The organism is Abditibacteriota bacterium (genome assembly GCA_017552965.1).
In the GTDB taxonomy this organism is placed as follows: Bacteria; Armatimonadota; UBA5829; order UBA5829; family UBA5829; genus RGIG7931.
The window spans coordinates 1-18,201 of sequence record JAFZNQ010000040.1 but is presented as its reverse complement, the minus strand read 5'-3'; the positions used below and the strand labels follow the sequence as shown (position 1 = coordinate 18,201).

Annotated in this window: 10 protein-coding genes and 1 pseudogene; 3 read left to right on the top strand and 8 right to left on the bottom strand. The window is 60.0% G+C overall.

Annotated elements, in window-relative coordinates:
* Positions 1 to 119 precede the first annotated feature (119 nt).
* From IK083_04465 to IK083_04430, 8 genes and pseudogenes are all read right to left on the bottom strand, one after another.
* Positions 120 to 1,370: an ATP-binding protein gene (locus tag IK083_04465; protein ID MBR4748809.1), complete on the bottom strand. Its 1,251-nt coding sequence runs from the start codon at positions 1,368 to 1,370 to the stop codon at positions 120 to 122.
* Positions 1,371 to 2,260: 890 nt separating this feature from the next.
* Positions 2,261 to 3,073: a 3-deoxy-8-phosphooctulonate synthase gene (gene kdsA / locus IK083_04460; protein ID MBR4748808.1), complete on the bottom strand. Its 813-nt coding sequence runs from the start codon at positions 3,071 to 3,073 to the stop codon at positions 2,261 to 2,263.
* 10 nt (positions 3,074 to 3,083) lie between these two features.
* The gene (locus tag IK083_04455; GenBank protein ID MBR4748807.1) at positions 3,084 to 5,234 is read right to left on the bottom strand and encodes an alpha-L-fucosidase; all 2,151 of its coding nucleotides are present in this window, start codon (positions 5,232 to 5,234) and stop codon (positions 3,084 to 3,086) included.
* A complete protein-coding gene (locus IK083_04450; protein MBR4748806.1) occupies positions 5,234 to 7,009 on the bottom strand; it encodes a glycoside hydrolase family 127 protein in 1,776 nt (591 codons plus the stop codon). Before IK083_04450 ends, IK083_04455 begins: the two co-directional genes overlap by 1 nt.
* 102 nt (positions 7,010 to 7,111) lie before the next feature.
* Entirely contained in the window at positions 7,112 to 8,158 is a 1,047-nt protein-coding gene (locus IK083_04445) for an N-acetyl-gamma-glutamyl-phosphate reductase (GenBank protein MBR4748805.1), read from the bottom strand.
* A 10-nt stretch (positions 8,159 to 8,168) separates the two neighbouring features.
* The gene (gene smpB, locus IK083_04440; GenBank protein ID MBR4748804.1) at positions 8,169 to 8,636 is read right to left on the bottom strand and encodes an SsrA-binding protein SmpB; all 468 of its coding nucleotides are present in this window, start codon (positions 8,634 to 8,636) and stop codon (positions 8,169 to 8,171) included.
* A gap of 108 nt (positions 8,637 to 8,744) precedes the next feature.
* Positions 8,745 to 12,545, bottom strand: a complete 3,801-nt coding sequence (locus IK083_04435) for a hypothetical protein (protein ID MBR4748803.1) — start codon at positions 12,543 to 12,545, stop codon at positions 8,745 to 8,747.
* Positions 12,546 to 13,178: 633 nt separating this feature from the next.
* Positions 13,179 to 13,358: pseudogene (locus IK083_04430) on the bottom strand (prepilin-type N-terminal cleavage/methylation domain-containing protein).
* 279 nt (positions 13,359 to 13,637) lie between these two features.
* On the opposite strand from IK083_04430, the gene IK083_04425 reads away from it, so the two are divergent.
* The 3 genes from IK083_04425 (at position 13,638) to IK083_04415 (ending at position 18,066) form a co-directional block, all read left to right on the top strand.
* Positions 13,638 to 15,326 carry a hypothetical protein gene (locus tag IK083_04425; protein ID MBR4748802.1) on the top strand — a complete coding sequence of 563 codons (1,689 nt, stop codon included), beginning with the start codon at positions 13,638 to 13,640 and terminating at the stop codon, positions 15,324 to 15,326.
* A 134-nt stretch (positions 15,327 to 15,460) separates the two neighbouring features.
* Entirely contained in the window at positions 15,461 to 16,699 is a 1,239-nt protein-coding gene (locus IK083_04420) for a Gfo/Idh/MocA family oxidoreductase (protein MBR4748801.1), read from the top strand.
* 116 nt (positions 16,700 to 16,815) lie between these two features.
* On the top strand, positions 16,816 to 18,066 hold the full coding sequence (locus tag IK083_04415; protein MBR4748800.1) for a Gfo/Idh/MocA family oxidoreductase: 1,251 nt from the start codon (positions 16,816 to 16,818) through the stop codon (positions 18,064 to 18,066).
* The last annotated feature ends 135 nt before the right edge of the window (positions 18,067 to 18,201 follow it).

The window sequence follows — 18,201 nt, the reverse complement described above, 5'->3', positions numbered from 1 at the left end:
GCTCGCGGTTCGTTTGAAGGAGATCTCTTACCGCCAAGCCTGACGGCTTGTCGCCGAGATGACGTTTTGAACAAACGGGACAAAGCGCTCTTGTCGCCGAAGTGACGGGGTTGTTGCGGTTAAAAGCGGCGGCCTGCCGCGATAAAGTCTGTCAGGCTGGCGTGTATGACGCCGTTTCTGCGCTGGGTCAGCCGGTCGCAGGTCAGCAGGTACCGGGGGTATTTGTCTCTGGCGATGCTTTCCAGGGCTCTGTATTCCCGTTCTTCCGTGTCTTTGCTGTCCGCTATGGTGTATGCCACTTGCACGTAGGAATAATTCATCTCATTGTCCCTCATCACAAAGTCGCACTCCAGCGGTCCTATTCTTCCGGTGCTGATCATGTAGTCCATACCTGCGGCGTAGCAGTACACAATGTTTTCCAGCACGGGCCCGTAGTTTATGCGGTTGTCTGTGTTGAGGGCAAAATATAAAGACAGGTCGGCCAGGTAGTATTTTTTGTTGCCTCCGAGGGATCTTCTGCTCTTCATGTCAAATCTGTCGCAGGGCATCAGGATCTTTGCGCCGGTGAGAGCATTGATATACCTGCTGACGGTCTCTCTTTTGATGCGGAGGCCGTTTTTCTCCAGTCCCTCGGCGATATTGCCGATGCTCATCTCGCAGCCAAAGTTGTTGATGACGTATTTCATCACGCTGTCAAAGGCGGCTCTGTTCTGTATTTTCACTCTCCGTCTGATGTCCTTGTCGAATATCTCGCCTATAAGGCTCTGAACGTAGGTCCTTTTGTCATTGAGTGAGCTGAGCCTGACCGCGTAAGGAAAGCCGCCTTCATAGATGAAATTGCGCAGCTCGGCGGTCAGGTCACGGGAGACCTGCAGGCCGAAAAAGTCTTTGAACGAGAGGTATTCGTCAAAGGACAGCGGCAGAATGCCACATTCGATATATCTGCCCGTCAGCCTGGTGGTCAGCTCTCCGGACAGCAGATACGAGTTGGAGCCGGTGATGAATATGGAAAAATCTCCTTCCTCGCGCCAGGCGTTGATCACCTGTTCAAAACCCTTCACGTTCTGAACTTCGTCTATGAACAGGTATTTTGTGCCCTTTCCCCCGGCGTGTTCGGCGACAAGAGCGTCAAGAGCGCCGGCTGTATCAATGTGCCGCAGCGGCCGCTTGTCAAGGTTGAGATAGAGGATGTTGTCCTTGCTGACGCCGCTTTCGAGCAGCTCGGCGCAAATGAGATTCATGACCGAGCTTTTGCCGCACCTTCTGACGCCAGTCAGCACCTTGATGATCTCGCATTCGTGATAAAACCCCCTGATCCTGCTGAGGTATTTTTCTCTCTTGTACAAATCGGTCCGTATATCAATGTCCATAAGGCGCCTCCCAAACAATTATATTATACACGGTTGAGGGGGTATTTTGCAAGCAGAGGGGGTAATTTGTGAGTTGCGGGGGATGAAATCGCATTTTTTGCGTTTTCATCCCCCGCAACTGCGGTTTTGCCCCGTCAAATAAGGTGCCGCGGTAAGAAGCGTCATCCCGGCGGTCAAAAAAGATGTCATCTCGGCGCCCGGAACAAAGTGACGGGCGGTAAGAGATCCCCTTCAGACTGTCGGCAATACACGGGTATGGATCATGCCTGCCGCCGTGGAAAACGTTGCCCCGCTTTACGGCCAGTTCTGGGCTTTGTCCTTGCCCTCCCTGCCTGGGTCCTCCCGTTTCTAACCCCACAAAATCTATTCGATTTTGCAGGGGCCCCAGAGAATGCCCCTCCGTCTCCGACGGAGCAATGTAAGGGCAAACGGGCCCCTCCAGAGATCTCTTACCCCAAATCGCGTAATGCTGACGCATTACACATATGCGATTTCTCACCCCAAAAAATCTGCGATTTTTCGGGGACCCCGAAGTTGGGCCGAGATGACGCGGGAGGGCTTTTTGCCGTTTGCGCAGAGATGACGCGGGGGTTGGTCATGACACGGGCGCGGGATGACGGCGGAGTGATGGCGCGGGGGGCTTTGTCCCGTCGGGCTTGTTCATGGCAGGGGCTCGCGGTTCGTTTGAAGGAGATCTCTTACCGCCAAGCCTGACGGCTTGTCGCCGAGATGACGTTTTGAACAAACGGGACAAAGCGCTCTTGTCGCCGCGTGGACCCCCAACGGCTTTCAGCCGTCGGTGCCCCCGTAGATCTCTGAGCGTCCTTGGCTTCGCCAATGGCGCGAGATGACGGCGGGTAATGACACGGGCGCCGGGAGGACGCGAAGCGTCAGCGGATCGCTTCCCGGACTTTGACTGCCTTTGCCAGCAGCTCCTTCAGCCCCGGCAGGGGGAACATGCAGGCGGCGTCGCACAGGCCCTTTTCGGGCTGCGGGTGTATCTCCATGAATATGCCGTCGGCGCCGGCGGCCATGGCCGCCAGGAGCAGGGTGGGGATGTATTCCCGGGCGCCGCCGGAGGCGTTGCCCAGCCCGCCGGGCTTTTGCACCGAGTGGGTGGCGTCTATGATCACCGGGGCTCCCAGGGCCCTCATGGCCGGTATGCCTGTCATATCCACCACCAGGGTGTTGTAGCCGAAGGAGGAGCCCCGCTCTGTGAGCATGATGTTCTCATTGCCGGCGCTCCGGGCCTTTCCCAGAGAGTTTTTCATATCCCAGGGGGCCACAAATTGGCCCTTTTTGATGTTCACGCATTTACCTGTGGCTGCGGCGGCCACTATCAGGTCCGTCTGCCGGCACAAAAAGGCGGGTATCTGTATCACGTCCGCCACCCGGCTCACGGGCTCCGCCTGCCAGGCTTCGTGGATGTCGGTGACTATGGGCAGGCCGTATTCTTCCTTGATGCCCATGAGTATCTCCAGTCCTTTTTCCAGCCCGGGGCCCCTGAAGGACTCCACCGAGGTGCGGTTGGCCTTGTCAAAGGAGGCCTTGAAGCAATAATTGATGCCCAGCTCGGAGCATATCTCTTTTGTCTCGGCTGCCACCTGCCGGCACAGGTCCCGGCTTTCGATGACGCAGGGTCCCGCTATGAGCAGGAGGGGGCAGCCGTCGCCCGCGGAATACGGGCCGCACACTACTTTCATACAGGGTTCCTCATTTCAGATGTTCTTTCAGATATATCAGCTTGTCCAGACTTTTCTGCGGGATGTGCCCGTTGTTTTCTATGGGCAGATTGATGGTCACGGCGCCCCGGGCGTTCTTCATGTTCTGCACGAATTTCAGCAGCTCCTCCGGGGAGTGGGACACCCATGCTGTGGGCAGCGACGAAAAGGGCTGGTCCAGGGCCAGCAGGCTGTGGAGCTGCGTGCCGTCTATGTATTGGCAGGCAGGGAAAAAGAACCGGGGCCTCTGGCCCGTCAGGCGCACCTTGCCCTCCTCCAGATGTATGGGCTTGCCCTCGCCGTAGTCCTCCGGATACAGGATCAGGGGGTCTATGCGGATGCAGCCGTCCTCTATGAGGTGGGTCTCTCCGGCAAAGTAGTCGTTGCCGGGGCACAGGTTGGTCAGGATGCCTACGCAGAAGCCGGCGTCGGACAGGGCCACGGCGCTCCGGGGGTTGCCCTTCCGGAAGGCCTCGAACCACTTGTCAAAGTGCCACTTGCCCTTGTGGACGTTTTCGTAAAGGCCGTCTATCCACCAGCCGTCGCACAGGGTGCCGAAGTGCTCCGACAGAGAGGCGATGTATTCCAGCCACCGGGGCTCAAACTCCTCGCATTCGGTGAGCTCCGTGTCCGGGTCCCAGCCGAATATCCGGGCGGCCTTGGGTGAAAACTGATCGATGCCCAGAGGGTTGCCGGCGATATACAGTATGAAATGCTTGCCTCTCTTCTTGACCTGCTTGGCTATCTCCAGGGCCAGGTCCCTGTCGGGCATCTGGTCCGGCATATACTTCTCAAAGTAGGAGCAGCGGGTGTTCCACCAGCCGTTGCTCTGGGACAGGGTAAAGCACAGCCAGTCGGCGCCGGACTCGTCAAACTGCCGCATGTAGCCCTCCACGTCAAAAGCGTTCACCATGCTGTCGAACCAGGCCTTCTTTTCCGCCTGGGTCCCCTGGGGCTTCTCCAGGTCCGGATACATGAACCAGTGGTTCATGAGGCCGTAGCCTCCCGCCATCCACTCTGCTCTGCGCTCTCCGGCAGGCTCGCGGGTATCGACGAGATTGTCCGACAAAAAGGACAGCTTGTCTATGCTCCCCTGAGGTATGTGCCCGTTGTCGTCGATGGGCACGTTGATGGTCACGGCGCCGCCCACCCGGGTCATATTGCGCACAAATTTCAGCAGCTCCTCCCGGGGGTAGGACACCCATTCCGTGGGCATGGGGCTGAAGGGCAGGTCCAGAGCCATGAGGCAGTGGAGCTGCGTCCCGTCTATATATTTCGAGGCGGGGGTGAAGAAGGCCGGGTCCACGCCCTCCCGGCGGGCCTTGCCATCCACCAGATGGAACAGCTTGCCCTCGCCGTAGGAGTCGGCGCCGCCTATCATGTTGTCTATGCGTATATTGCCGTCCTCTATGAGGTGGGTCTCTCCGGCGAAATAGTCGTTGCCGGGGCACAGGTTGGTCAGCTTGCCCACGCAAAAGCCGGCGTCCGACAGGGCCACGGCGCTCCGGGGATTGCCTGCCCGCAGGGCTTCCTGCCACCGGTCAAAATGCCACTTGCCCTTGTGCACGTGGGGATACAGGCCGTCTATCCACCAGCCGTCGCACAGGGTGCCGAAATGCCGGGAGAGAGAGGCCAGATAATCCAGCCACCGGGCTTCAAATTCCGGCGCTTCCGAGATGTCGGTGCCCGGCTCCCAGCCAAAGGCGGAGGCCGCCTCCATGGAATGGGCCGGGAAGTCCACCGGGGAGCCTGCTATATACAGCAAAAAGCGTTTGCCCCTTTTCTTCACCCGCCGGGCTATCTCCAGGGCCAGGTCCTTCTGGGGTATGTGGCCGGGCAGATATTTTTCCAGATATTCCGACCGGGTGTTCCAGTAGCCGTTGTTCTGGCACAGGGTAAAGCACAGCCATTGGGCTCCCGACTCGTCAAACTGCTTCAGGTAGCCGTCTATGTCAAAGTCGTTGATGCGCCGGTCAAAATAGGCGGTCTTTTCGGCGGCGGTCCCCTCCGGCGTATACACGAACCAATGGGTCATCATGCCGTAGCGGCCCGACATCCATTCGGCTCTCTGCATCTTCTGGGCCAGGGCGCCTCCGCAGACCAGCAGGCTCAAAAGCAGCATCAGTATCAGCTTGTCCATCATCACACACCTCTCAATTTTGACGCTATATCTCTGACGGGGCGGGCCGTCCTGAGCCAGGTGGCATATTTGGTGCCGGCGCTACCCGCCCGGGCAAAATCCGTGAGGATCACGGGGCCCTTGTCCGAAGCAAAGGCCAGGCCTCCCTCCGGCAGCCTCTCAGGCTCGCCGGGGGTGATGGTGACCGCAGCCGCCTCTTCCGCCCGGACCGTGTTGAACCGGTCGTCATAGGCCAGGAGCACCGGGCCTCTGTACAGGCTCACCAGACCCTCCTTTTCCTTCTCGCCGGTCCACTGCCACAGCGAAAAATCGAATTCTATGTCTATGGTGACTCCCCGGGACCAGTCCCTCTTTTCCTTGTGATAGGAGCCGGCCGTCACCTCCCGCTCTTCTCCGTCTATGACAAAGCGGGTGCGCTCCGACCAGGCGGGTATGCGGAAATAGAGTATGTCCCTGCGGGCGTCGATGCACTGTATGCGCAGGCGCACCCGGGGGTCAAAGGGGTAGTCCGACTCTATGTCTATCTGCCACCTGCCCCCCAGCAGGGAGGCGCTGACGGGGCCGTACCAGTTGACGCAGTATTCCATCCAGTATCTTTCGGTAAAGGCCCACTCGGCGGGGTTGGCGATGCCTCTGGGGGCGTTCACCGAGCAGCAGTTCAGATCGGGAGCTCCCTCCCGGCCCTGAAAGGCTATGTCGGTGTAGGAGGACTTGCGCACACCGTCCATGGGGGTGTTGTAGGTGAACCAGTGGCCTCCGGGGTGCTGGCAGCCCAGCAGGGCGTTGGTGTGCATGATTTCCAGCCAGTCGGCGGCCAGAGGGTCTCCGGTCATGCGGAAATAGTCTATGGTCACGCAGGCAAAGGCCACCGCGCAGCAGGTCTCGATGGCTCCCTCGGCGTAGGGGTTGCCCACCGCCTGCTCCAGAGTGGAAAAGGCCCCCGTGTTGTGCACGTCGGTCCTGATGATGCTCTTCCAGATATGGCAAAAGGCTTCCTTGTAGGAGGGGTCTCCCGTGAGGAAATAGAGCTCCGCCAGTCCCTGCACCGGGTGCATGCTCTCCCAGCGGGGCTTGGGCATCCGGTAAAAGTCCACGCCCTCCAGCGCCTTCCGGTAGTAGTCGCCGGCGTAGGGCAGGGAAAAGTCCTCCAGAATGGCTCTGGCCGCCTCCATATACCGGGGCTCTCCCGTCTCGCGGCAGAGGAGCAGCAGGATGTGCATAAAGGCCTGGCTGGTCTCCACCTCCGTATTGCCGGGCTCATTGGACCGGTAGGGCTTCTTGACCTCGATATCCCTGTCCGTGAATATGGGGACCATGTAGTCGGCTATCTTCAGAGCCCCTTCCAGGAGCCGCCGGTCGCCGGTGATCTGATACCACTTATAGAGGCCCATGGCGCAGTGATACATGCCCCAGGTGTCCCAGCCGATGAGCCGTTTGGAGGCGGGCATACAGCCGCCGTAGCCGTCGGGGCCTATGGTGCCCATGTAGTCAAAGGCTATCCGCAGCATCTCCTCCCGCAGCCGGGAGTCGCCGGTGAGCATGTAGCAAAAGGCTCCGCCTGTCATCAGCTTGCCGGCAAATTCGCCGTTCCAGGGCAGCAGGGGATGATAGTCCTCAAAGCGCCTGTCCCGGTACACCTGCACCAGCTGGGGGTTGTCGGTGTAGCAGGTCAGGAGCCAGCGCTCGACCAGCAGGTCCAGCCTCTCTCGGGTAATGCCTCCGAACCGGTATGCTGCCCGGCTGTAAGGCTTCATCACGGGGTCTGTCTTATAATTCATACGCATCTCCGGAAATGAATGTAATTCCATTATACAGGATACAGGCGGTTTTGGCAAGAAAAAAGAGACTTGCCCGGGGGCAAGCCTCTCCGAAAGGGTATCTCAGGGATATACTGCGGGCATGATGAGGCCTGCCGCTTCGTCCAGGCCGTTCATGAGATTGAAGTTCTGCATGGCCTGTCCGGCGGCTCCCTTGCCCATGTTGTCTATGGCGCCCGTGACGATGCACCTGTTGCAGCGCATGTCCGAGGCCACCCCTATATGGCAGTAGTTGGTGCCGCTGACCGCTTTGGTGACGGGCTGTTCGCCGGCGGGCAGCACCTGTACGAAACGGGCGTCCCGGTAAAAATCGGCGTATATCTCCCTCAGCTCCTCTGTGGTGAGGGTCTTGCCCGTGTAGGTGGCGTAGCAGGTGGCCAGGATGCCCCTGTTCATGGGGGCCAGATGGGGGGTAAAGGATATGACCGCCTCCCGGCCCGACAGGACCCGCAGCTCCTGCTCTATCTCGGGGGTGTGCCTGTGGGTGGTGACGCCGTAGGCCTTGAAGCCCTCGTTGGTCTCGGCATAGAGCCCCGGCACCGACAGCTTGCTCCTGCCCGCGCCGGACACGCCGGAGGCGGCGTCAACTATGACGCTCTTCAGGTCTATATAGCCTCCCGCCGCCAGGGGAGCCAGGGAAAGGATGGAGCAGGTGGCGTAGCAGCCGGGATTGGCCACCAGCCGGGCCTTTCGTATCTCTTCTCTGTGGAGCTCCGGCACGGCATACACCGCTTCCGCCAGCAGCTCCGGCTCCGTGTGGGGTATCTTGTAAAACTTCTGAAACTCCGCCGGGTCCTTCAGGCGAAAGTCGGCGGGCACGTCTATCATTTTGAGGCCTGCGTCCAGCAGTTCCCGGGCTATGGCCATGGCTCCGCCGTTGCCCCGGACCGTGAACACGAAGTCGCACTCCGACCGCACTCTCTCTATGCTGTATTTTTCGCACAGGGGCAGCTCCAGGCCCAAAAAGGAGGGATAAGCCTCCGAGATGGGCTTGCCGTCCGAAGAATCGCTGACCAGCATGGTGATCCGAGCGTGGGGGTTGAGGCTCAGATATCTGATGAGCTCCGCGCCTGCATAGCCTGCCGCTCCTATTATTCCTACCCGTATCATATGATGCTCCTTATCTGCGTCTTTCCTTCAGGGCCCGGTCCATCTGCCGCTCCGCGTCCTTTCTGGCCAGAGTCTCCCTTTTGTCCCACAGCCGCTTGCCCTGGCCAATGCCTATGAGGAGCTTGGCGTAGGTGCGCTTGAAGTATATTTTCAGCGGCACCACCGCAAAGCCCTTTTCCTGAGTGCTGCGGCGGATCTTCGCCAGCTGGGCGGAGTGCAGCAGCAGCTTCCGCTGCCGGAGCGGGTCCGGGTTGGAGATGTTGCCCTGCTCGTAGGGGGCGATATGCATGCCGAATATATACAGCTCGCCCGCTTCGAACTTGCAAAAGCTCTCTGCCAGACTGGCGTTGCCCAGGCGTATGGACTTGACTTCGCAGCCGCTGAGGGCCAGCCCTGCTTCGTAGGTCTCCGAAATGGCGTATTCGTGATGCGCCCGGCGGTTTTCGATGCGGACGTCACGCCTTTTTTTGTCGGCCATATATGCACCTCCTCTCTATGGATTTCTATATAAATTATAGCACAAAGGGGGGGTCAAATACAAATCCGCCCCTCCCGGGAGAGGGGCGGAGAAGAGGTCACATGGGCGTCACTCGGCTTTTTGCAGCCTCACGCTGCGGATGGTCAGGGAGCCCTCCATGGGGCAGACCCGCAGGTCCGAGTTCCCCTGCTGCCGGTTGGCAAAGCGGCAGCCTTTGAGGAGGAAGTCGGCGGTCTTCCACTCGCCCGTGTCCGTTTTTTGCTGCTGGCCGCCGTCGGAAAAGGCGCCTTCGAGGGTCTGAGACTTGTCGGTGGAGTCATAGCCCACGCCAAACTCTTCCGTGCCCTCGTCCAGATATTCCACCGTAAGGACGTAGTCGTCATCCACGTCATAGGCCACTTCGTCGGCCACGTTGATATACAGGAACTTGCCTTCGCCGGGGGCCTCGTAGTCAAAGATCCTGCCTCCCTTGCCGGGCTTGCCCCACAGGTTGGGGCTGGTGAGCCCGTTGCCGGAAATGCCGTTGCCCAGATAGGCAAAGAGGCCTTCGGGCATGGAGCTGTCCGCCTCCCGGAAGCGCTCGGGCTTTTGGACAGAGCGCACCACCAGAGAGGGGCCTATGAGGCATTTGGCTATGTGGGAGAAGACGGTGATGGTGTTCCAGGCCCCGTATTTCACAAAGGGGCTGATCTTCACGTCTCCCTTGAAATGGAGCCTGCCGCAGGGGTAGCCGTTGACAAACACCAGATTGAGGGTGCCGCCGTTCCAGGGCTGGCCCAGCTTGTCCGCATGGAAATAGAGGTCCATGCCCTGCCAGTCGGCGGGGATGAGCACGTGCTTGCGATACACCGTGTAGTCGGCAGTGGTCTTTTCCTCGGGGTCCCAGGGGGCCTCTATGTCCTCCCAGTTGCCGTCAAAGGCTTCGTCCTGAGCGTACCAGGTCTCCAGATAGTTGTGGCCCCACAGGCCGTTGCTTGCGGCCTTGCGGTTGGGTATGTCGTACATCTTCCAGGGACCGGACAGGTCCATGACTATGGTGCGGGGATACACCGTCTCTTCAAATATCACGGCGCCCTCCGACTCGGCTCTGATGACCCAGGGCTCCCGGGCGGGCAGGTCGGCGGTGAAGTCCTCCTCTATGACGGCGGCGAAGGCGGGGACGGGAGGCTGAGGGCCTTCGTCCTCATCCCCGTTGTAGCCCAGCCAGCGCCACAGAGCGCCTTCGGACGACAGCAGCTCCGCCTTGGGCATGGCTGCGAGGCTCAGGCTCCGGGTCAGGGAGACGCCGCCCTTCACGGACAGGGTGACCTCCGCTGCCCGGGGGGTGTTGTTCACTATCTTCAGGCGGAAGGCGCCGGGGGCGCCCTGCCGCACTACGCCGCCCTCGTCTCCCATGGAGTAGATGACGGAGAAGGGCTCCGCCACGGCCACGTGGCCGGCGGCGGTGCATTTGTTCTTGCCGAACTTGTACACGGCCTTGACGGGATAGCTCCTGCCGTATATGCCCGCCGGGGTCTTGACTGTGACGGTCTTCCGGGCGTCGCCCGCTGCGACTCTGACGGGGGCAGGCTGCTCCCAGCCGGCGGGCAGAGTGAGCTCCAGAGTGCCCGCTGCCGCCCGGTCAAGCTCGAAGACTATGGGGAATTCGTCTCCGGCGCACACCTGCTCTTCGGGCAGGGTCATGCTGACGTGGGGGCCCTCCCAGGCCTCTATGACCCAGCAGCCGGGGCCCGTGAGCTCCAGAGCGCCTCTGCCGTTTTTCACCGTGGGCTTCACGGGATAGGAGCCCTCCAGAGTGTGCAGGGTAAAGGAGGGGTGCGGCAGGGTGACGGGAAAATCTATGGTAAAGGGTCCCCTTTGGTCCCCGGATCCCAGGGCTTCCCTGTAGAGGAGGCCGGAGCCGTTGGGGGCCATGATAGAGGTGTCTCTCGCTTCGATGAGGGTGATCTCTCTCGTCTTGCTCCTGTTGGCAATGGCGGTCACCGGGGCCTCAAAGCCCGCGTACTCTCTGCCCTTGCCGGCGTCAAAATACACCTCGGTGTCAGTCTCGCCCTCCAGAGAGGCTTCCGTGAAGCCTACGCGCCAGTCCCAGTAGAGGCGCCATTCCCTGTCGTAGAACTTGTAGCGGCCTCCCAGCTTGTTGTTTTCGTTGTCCCGCACGAAGGGGTCAAATTCCCAGCTGGGGCCGCCTCCGTGGAAGCCGTAGCCCATGCCGCCCATATACATCCAGAATTCGGAGTTGGAGATGGCGGGCATCTGCACCTGGGCGAATTCGGGCAGGGTGTAGCGGAACACTTCGGGCATGAGATAGTAGTCCCGGCCGGCCTTGTATTTGCTCATCTCGTTTAAAAGGGCGGGATACTGGTGGGCCGACGAGGCCGCGAACTCGGGATAGAAAAAGTCCGCGCAGTGCTCAGCCCGCAGTGTGAACTCGGGGTTGTAGCGGCGGCAGGCCGCCACGGTGTCCCTGTAGAGGAGCTTGAAATAGTGGGGCGTCTCATTGGGCCGGGCGCCTATGTCCGTGCGGTAGCAGGGACCGCCCGCCATGCCCGTATTCACAGTGGGGGAATCCGCCGAGGAGCCCTCGGTGTCATAGTGCAGCTCGTCCAGACCGAAGTCCCGCACCCAGCGGACCGCTTCATCCACCCGCTGCTGCCTGAAGGTGGGGGAGAAGGGAGCCGGCATCATGTCGTTGAAGGCGTTCTCCCAACTGCCGTTGCGCTTGGTGTTGACCCAGTCCTGAGCGTAGTCCGCAAAGTTCAGCCGGCCCATAAGGGTGGCCCGGTCAAAGGTAAAGAGGGCGGAGGAGCCTCCCAGCTCCCTGATGCGGTCAAAGGCCTTTTTGATGTCTAGGCTGCCGCCCATGATGCCGTCCCAGCCCTCGGGGATGGACAGGCACACTGCCTTGGGGATGTAGGCTGCGTGGACGGGAGAGGCCTGTATCTGCTCAAAGGTCTTCGCCAGGTCGCTGGTGGCGCCGTGATGCTCCAGCCAGCAGAGAGCCGTGGGCATCTCCAGTATCTTCTGCGGAGTGTTGAGAGGGCCTATGACCCGGCGTATCCAGGGGCGGTAGATATCCGCGCCCTTTTTCCAGTCGCCCTCGTGGCACACTATGCGCAGGGGAGGGGTGGTGAAGCTGTCGCCCTTTTCCGTCACCCAGCAGCCCGTGAAGGAAAAGCCCATGCAGGGCGCTCCCTCGGGATCCCGGCCCACGTACATCTTCTTGATGTAGCCGTAGTCGTCCTCGGTGGCCATATACACGCCCTGAGAGTCGTTGTAAAAGTCCATCCACTGCATATACATATAGCCGGGGTAGGGGCCTTCCTTGATCTCCCCGGGCCTGAAGGCGCCGGGAGCGATGCGGCAGCCCAGTATCTCAGGATACAAAAACCAGCCGTCGGGGACCTGCATGTCCTTCAGCCTGAAGTCTATGATGTCCGTGAGGCTCCCGCCGGTAAGGCTTTCGGAGGTGACGCTGCAGCGGCAGCCCTCTTCCCCCTCACTGACGGACACGGAGCAGGTGATGCGCATACCCTTGAGCTCAAAGACAAAGTCCGCCCGGGCCTCGCTCTTCGTCCGGGACAGCTCCACCTTCGGGTCGGAGGCGGGCAGCGCGTAAGTCACTCCGTTCCTGTCTCCCCGGGTGACGCCGTCAAAATGGCAGACGCTGCCTTCCCGGTGAAACTCCCAGGGCTCCATGCCGGTCCTGTCCTCTATGGTGACGTCGAACCAGCTGCCGGAGACCGGGCCAAAGGCGGTGAAGGCTGCGGTGCGGGCGTCCAGGGATACCCGGGCGCTGCCGGCGGTCAGGAGCACCGTGTCTCCCTCCCGGGCGGCGGAAGGGGCTGCCAAAAGAGAGAGGGTCGTGAGTACAAACAGTATGACTGTGATGGCGGTTGTTCTGAGCATGGGTGGATCTCCTCGTGTCAAGAAAAAAAAGCGGCCGAAGCCGCTTTTTTGTCGATAGCTTTAGTTCAGGTCGTAGGCAGTCTCGGCGAAGGTGCTGGACCACCAGTCATCCCATACGTGACCTTCCACAACACCGTTGGGCCAGTTGGCATCGTAGTTGATGACGCCGCCGCCCTGGTCTATCTGGCGCTCGACTTTCCAGCTCTTGGCATGGCAGTCGGCATAGCAGGCGTTGAGGATAGGCAGCTTCTTGCCGGTGTTGTTGCCCAGGCCGCCCTGAGTGTGGAAGAAGCTCCAACCTTCATGAGCGATCATGAACTGGCTGGGCTTGGCAAACATACCGAAGGATACGTCGGTATGATAGGTGTCCCACCACAGGCAGTGTCTGAAGAGGAAGGAGGTCGAGTCGTCGATACCCTTGCCCAGGTTGGAAGGCTTGCGCTTGTCGGAAGGGCAGAAGAACAGACCGTAGTTCTTCACGTAGGGATACAGCTGATTCACAGTCATCAGGTAGTGGCCTGCGTAGCCGGCCATCTGAGCCACGAAGCTGTAAGCATTGGTGGTGCCGTGCTGTCTGGCGGGCATGATGCTGTTGAAGTGAGGATACATGGCCGCGTAGGACGAAGGAAGATAGTCATCCCAGTCCGATGCGTACATCTGGAATGCAGTGCCCAGCTGCTTGAAGTTGGAAAGGCACTGAGTCTGTCTTGCCTTTTCTCTGGCCTGAGCAAATACAGGGAAGAGGATGGCGGCAAGAATGGCTATGATTGCGATAACAACCAAGAGTTCGATGAGGGTGAAACCTTTTTTCATCTTGCTTCTCCTTATTAAGAATTTTCACCTCTATTATAGCACACTTTGGGGGGCTAAATCAGTTTTTTGCCGGATATGTTGAAAATAATAAGAAAAATGTCGAAAATCACAAGTAATGCCCGTTTGTCCCCCTTATCAGGTGACTTTCGGCAGGCGCGGGGGCTCCCCGGAGGGCTATGACCCCGGCGGCGGGAGGCGTTTTTTTTGCGGATTTTGCGCAGAGAGCCCCCCATAAATGCTATACTTATTCCGGACATCTCCAAAGAAAGAGGATACGCTATGACAAGAGCTGTGTTGATAATGTGTTTGCTGAGCCTCGTCTGCGCGGCGGCTCACGCCTATACGGAAAAGGGCTGGGTAAAGAGGGACCGGGTGTTCCCGGTGACTCCCGCTCCGAAGCTGAGCGCCGACCTGGCCAATCTGGTGGACAACGAGTATTCGGACACGGAGTTCCGCTTTGCTCTTACCGTGCTGCAGGGGCTGGTGGCCCGGGAGGGAGGACAGATATACATCTATCAGCCCACCAGCTGGCACAGTCCGGAGCACCTGCCCATGTGGGTGGCGAATCTGGAGAAAAAGGGCTATCGGTTCACCCCGGCGGAGGACCCGGCGGCTCTCTTCAAAAAATACTCCCGTTTTTACAGGGGGGCCGTGCTGTATGACGACGACCTGGGCAGCGACCCGGTCCACTATTACAAGCTGAACGCCCTGACCCTGTATTGCGCCGAAAACAGCCTCATCCCCGTGAGCCCCGCCCTGAACAGCAGGCTGGGCCTGGAGGTGGCGGAGGACACCCGGGGCAAATATCTCACCGCCGCTTCCGCCATGCAGTGGGTGCGGGAAAAGATGTGGGACAAGGCCTGCAAGACCGCCCTCTGCCACATACATCCCCTGCATATGGCCCTGAGGGACTATCTGGTGCTCCACAGGATACTGCCCATCTGGATAGGCGCCGAGATGACCCCGGAGGAAAAGGATATGTGCTATGACTTCATAGACGAGACGGAGGCCAATTCCCCGGTGATGGGCTGCTGGGGCGGCTACGGCGAGCAGCCGGCGGGGTGGCTGAACGAGCCCAATCTCCAGAGGGTGTGCAGCCAGAAGGGCAAGTACTTCATAGTGACCGCCGGGGCTCCGAATCTGTCCTTTCACGCGGGGCTGGAGTTCCACAAGCCGGACAAGCCCCTCAACAGCCCCCGGCAGCTGACTCTGGACCCCTCCAAGGTGTATATATGCTTCAACATATCCGACGGGGACAACATCCAGTACGTGGAGACCGCCCTGCCCGGCGAACGATGGTGGCAAAACCCCATGAGGGGCCGGGTGCCCATGGGCTGGACCCTGAACCCGGTGGCCTCGGAGCTGATACCCGACGTGGTGGAATACTATCTGGAGACCGCCACCCCCTCCGACGGCTTTATATGCTTTCCCGGTATAGGCCTTATCACCCCGCCCCTCTACGGCAGGGACCTGTACGGCGACAGCGAGAAGCTGCTGGACGAATACATCCGCCTCTCCGGGAAATATATGAAAAAGCTGGGCATGACCACGGTGCAGTTCGGCGACACCAGCAGCGTGCCCCTGACCAGAGGGGACTTTGACCGGTGGGCCCGGGTGCTGCCCTGGCTGACAGGCATATTGGGAGACTACGGCCCCGCCATAGGCATTGCCCGGAGCGAGGCCGCCTATTTCGTGTCCCGCGGAGTGCCCGTGGCCCGGGCAGTCTATACCTCCCCGGCGCCCACGGCGGAGGGAGCGGACATGTCCAAGCTGCAGGCGGAGCTGATCAGGCAGCAGACGCCCCTCATGCGTCCCGCCTTCATACACGCCGCCGTCATCAACTGGTACGGCAGCCCCGAGACCATCCTGAAGTGCGTCCGGGCTCTGGGGGACGACTACGTGCCCGTGACCCCGGACGAGCTCTTTGACCTGATGAAGCAGGCCCGGAAGCTGGGCCTGCTGGAATAGGGCAGGAGGACGGGACAAAAGACTGCCCGCGCAAAAGACAGAAAAAACGCCCCTCCGGGGGCGTTCTGTGCATTTATTTACCATAAATAAGAGTATAATTTTAATAATACAGTTTTTCAATGACGGAGACAAGCATGAGCAAAAAAGTAAAGATCGGAGTCTTCGGCGCAGGCCGGGGCTCCACCATGGTGGGGGTCATGAGCCGGCATCCCGACGCCGAGCTGGTGGCCATATGCGACAAATACAAGCCGGCTCTGGAAAGCTGCCGGCAGCTGGCGGAGAAGCATGGCGAAAAAGTGACTCTCTACGAGGACTTTGACAGGTTCCTGGAGCACGATATGGACGCCGTGGTCATAGCCAACTACGCCACGGAGCACGCGCCCTACGCGGTGAAGTGCCTCAGGTCCGGCAGACACGTGACCAGCGAGGTGCTGTGTATGCAGAATATGGCGGAGGCCGTTGAGCTCATAGAGGCGGTGGAGGAGTCGGGCAGGGTGTACACCTACGCCGAGAACTGTTCGTATTTCCGGGCCACCTGGGAGATGCGCAGGCTGTACCGCCGGGGGGATATAGGCGAGTTCCTCCACGGCGAAGGGGAATACGTCCACGACTGCGAGCCCGACTGGCACCTGCTCACCTACGGCGAGAGGAACCACTGGCGCAACTGGGTCCCCTCCACCTTCTACTGCACCCACGGCACCGGCCCCATCCTTACCATCACCGGGCTGCGTCCCGTGAAGGTGACGGCCTACGAGAACCCCAACAGGCTCGGTCAGACCTATACTGCCCGCAAGGGGGACGGCAGCATGCTGTGCGTCCAGTTCGAGAACGGCGGCACCGGCAAATTCCTCACTGGCGGCTACAGGCGGCAGGAGAACGTCCTGTGGTTCTGCCTGTACGGCACCAACGGCCAGATGGAGACCGACCGCTTCGGCGATCACGCGGAGATGCTCCATACCTGGATCCATGACAAAAAGGAGGCCAGATACTACAGGCCCGAGTTTGAAGAAGAGAACGAGCTGTCCCGGTCCACCGAGGGCCACGGGGGCTCCGACTTCTGGACCATGCAGTATTTCCTGGACGCCATACTGGGCCGGGAGGGCGGAGACCGGGTCATAGACGTCTATACGGCGGTGGATATGACCATGATCGGGACCCTGGGCTTCAGGTCCCTTTTCTGCGGCAACGCCCCCATGGACTGCCCGGATCTCAGGGTCAGGGCCAACAGGGAGCAGTTCCGCAACGACTTCTTCTGCGCGGACCCGGCTCTCGCCCGGCTTCCGGGGCAGCCTCCCTGCTCCTGCTCCTTCGGTGATGCGAATATACCGGACGAAGCCTACGCTGCCGTCAGGGAAAAGTGGCAGGGCAGATAGGAAGCCGGAAAATATATGCAAAAAAAAAGCCTCCCCCGGGGGCTTTTGTATATATTTGCCCGGAAAAAAGGGTATAATATAAATAACAAAACTTTTAGGAGCTTACGGAGAAAAGCATGAGCAAAAAGGTAAAGATCGGCGTCTTCGGCGCCGGCAGAGGCTCCACCATGGTGGGAGTCATGAGCCAGCATCCCGACGCGGAGCTGGTGGCCATCTGCGACAAATTCAAGCCGGCCCTGGAAAGCTGCCGGCAGCTGGCGGAGAAGCACGGCGAAAAGGTGACTCTCTACGAGGACTTTGACAAGTTTCTGGAGCATGACATGGATGCGGTGGTGCTGGCCAACTACGCCACGGAGCACGCCCCCTATGCGGTGAGGTGCCTCAGGTCCGGCCGGCACGTGACCAGCGAGGTGCTGGCCTGCGAGACCATGGCAGAGGCCGTGGAGCTGGTGGAAGCAGTGGAGGAGACCGGCAAGGTGTACACCTATTCGGAAAACTACTGCTACTTCCGTTCCACCGCCGAGATGAAAAAGATATACCGCCGGGGAGACATAGGCGAGTTTCAGCACGGCGAAGGGGAATACGTCCACGACGGCGAGTCCATCAGGCATCTCATCACCTACGGCCAGAGAGACCACTGGCGCAACTGGATCCCCGCCACCTTTTACTGCACCCACGCCGCGGGGCCCATCATCACCATCACGGGCCTGAGGCCGGTGAAGGTGGTGGCCTTCGACACCCCCAACAAGTTCGCCAGATACACGGGCAAGCGGGCCGGAGAGGGCGCCATGCTGTGCGTGCAGTTTGAGAACGGCGCCACCGGCAAGTTTTTGCAGGGGGGCTACCGCCGGTCCATGGAATCCATATGGTACTGTGTGTACGGCACCAACGGCCAGATGGAGTCCGACCGCTTCGGCGCCCGGGAGAACATGCTCCACACCTGGATACAGGACGCGGGCAAGGCCGACTACTACGAGCCCAAGCCGGACAAGGAAAACGAGCTGTCCCGGGCCACCGAGGGCCACGGAGGCTCCGACTACTGGACCATGCAGCATTTTCTGGACTGCATACTGGACAGAGAGGGCAGGGAGGAGGCCATAGACGTCTATACGGGTCTGGATATGACCATGATAGGCACTCTGGGCTACCGGTCCGCCTGGGAGGGCAACCGGCCCGTGGAGATACCCGATCTGAGAGACAAGAGCCAGAGAGACAAATACAGGGACGACCACTTCTGCTGCGACCCCAAATACGCGGGGCCGGGCCAGCCGGAGAGCTGCAGCTTCGGCAGGATAGAGATCCCCGACGTGGTCTATGATATGGTGAGGATCAAATACGAGACCGAGACCAAGAACAAGAGAGACTAAAAAATCGCTCCCCTTGCGGGGAGCGTTTTTTTTATTTATGAGTCCTTCACCGGCCACGGGTTCAGCATGTCCGTGTTGGGCTTGTCATAGTGCAGCACCTTGGCGTAGTTGCCGGCGGCCGTGCAGTTGGCAGGT

Coding starts and splice junctions, on each gene's coding strand:
- IK083_04465 (MBR4748809.1), bottom strand. CDS start 1,370: ATGGACATTGATATACGGACCGATTTGTACAAGAGAGAAAAATACCTC.
- kdsA (MBR4748808.1), bottom strand. CDS start 3,073: ATGAAAGTAGTGTGCGGCCCGTATTCCGCGGGCGACGGCTGCCCCCTC.
- IK083_04455 (MBR4748807.1), bottom strand. CDS start 5,234: ATGATGGACAAGCTGATACTGATGCTGCTTTTGAGCCTGCTGGTCTGC.
- IK083_04450 (MBR4748806.1), bottom strand. CDS start 7,009: ATGAATTATAAGACAGACCCCGTGATGAAGCCTTACAGCCGGGCAGCA.
- IK083_04445 (MBR4748805.1), bottom strand. CDS start 8,158: ATGATACGGGTAGGAATAATAGGAGCGGCAGGCTATGCAGGCGCGGAG.
- smpB (MBR4748804.1), bottom strand. CDS start 8,636: ATGGCCGACAAAAAAAGGCGTGACGTCCGCATCGAAAACCGCCGGGCG.
- IK083_04435 (MBR4748803.1), bottom strand. CDS start 12,545: ATGCTCAGAACAACCGCCATCACAGTCATACTGTTTGTACTCACGACC.
- IK083_04425 (MBR4748802.1), top strand. CDS start 13,638: ATGACAAGAGCTGTGTTGATAATGTGTTTGCTGAGCCTCGTCTGCGCG.
- IK083_04420 (MBR4748801.1), top strand. CDS start 15,461: ATGAGCAAAAAAGTAAAGATCGGAGTCTTCGGCGCAGGCCGGGGCTCC.
- IK083_04415 (MBR4748800.1), top strand. CDS start 16,816: ATGAGCAAAAAGGTAAAGATCGGCGTCTTCGGCGCCGGCAGAGGCTCC.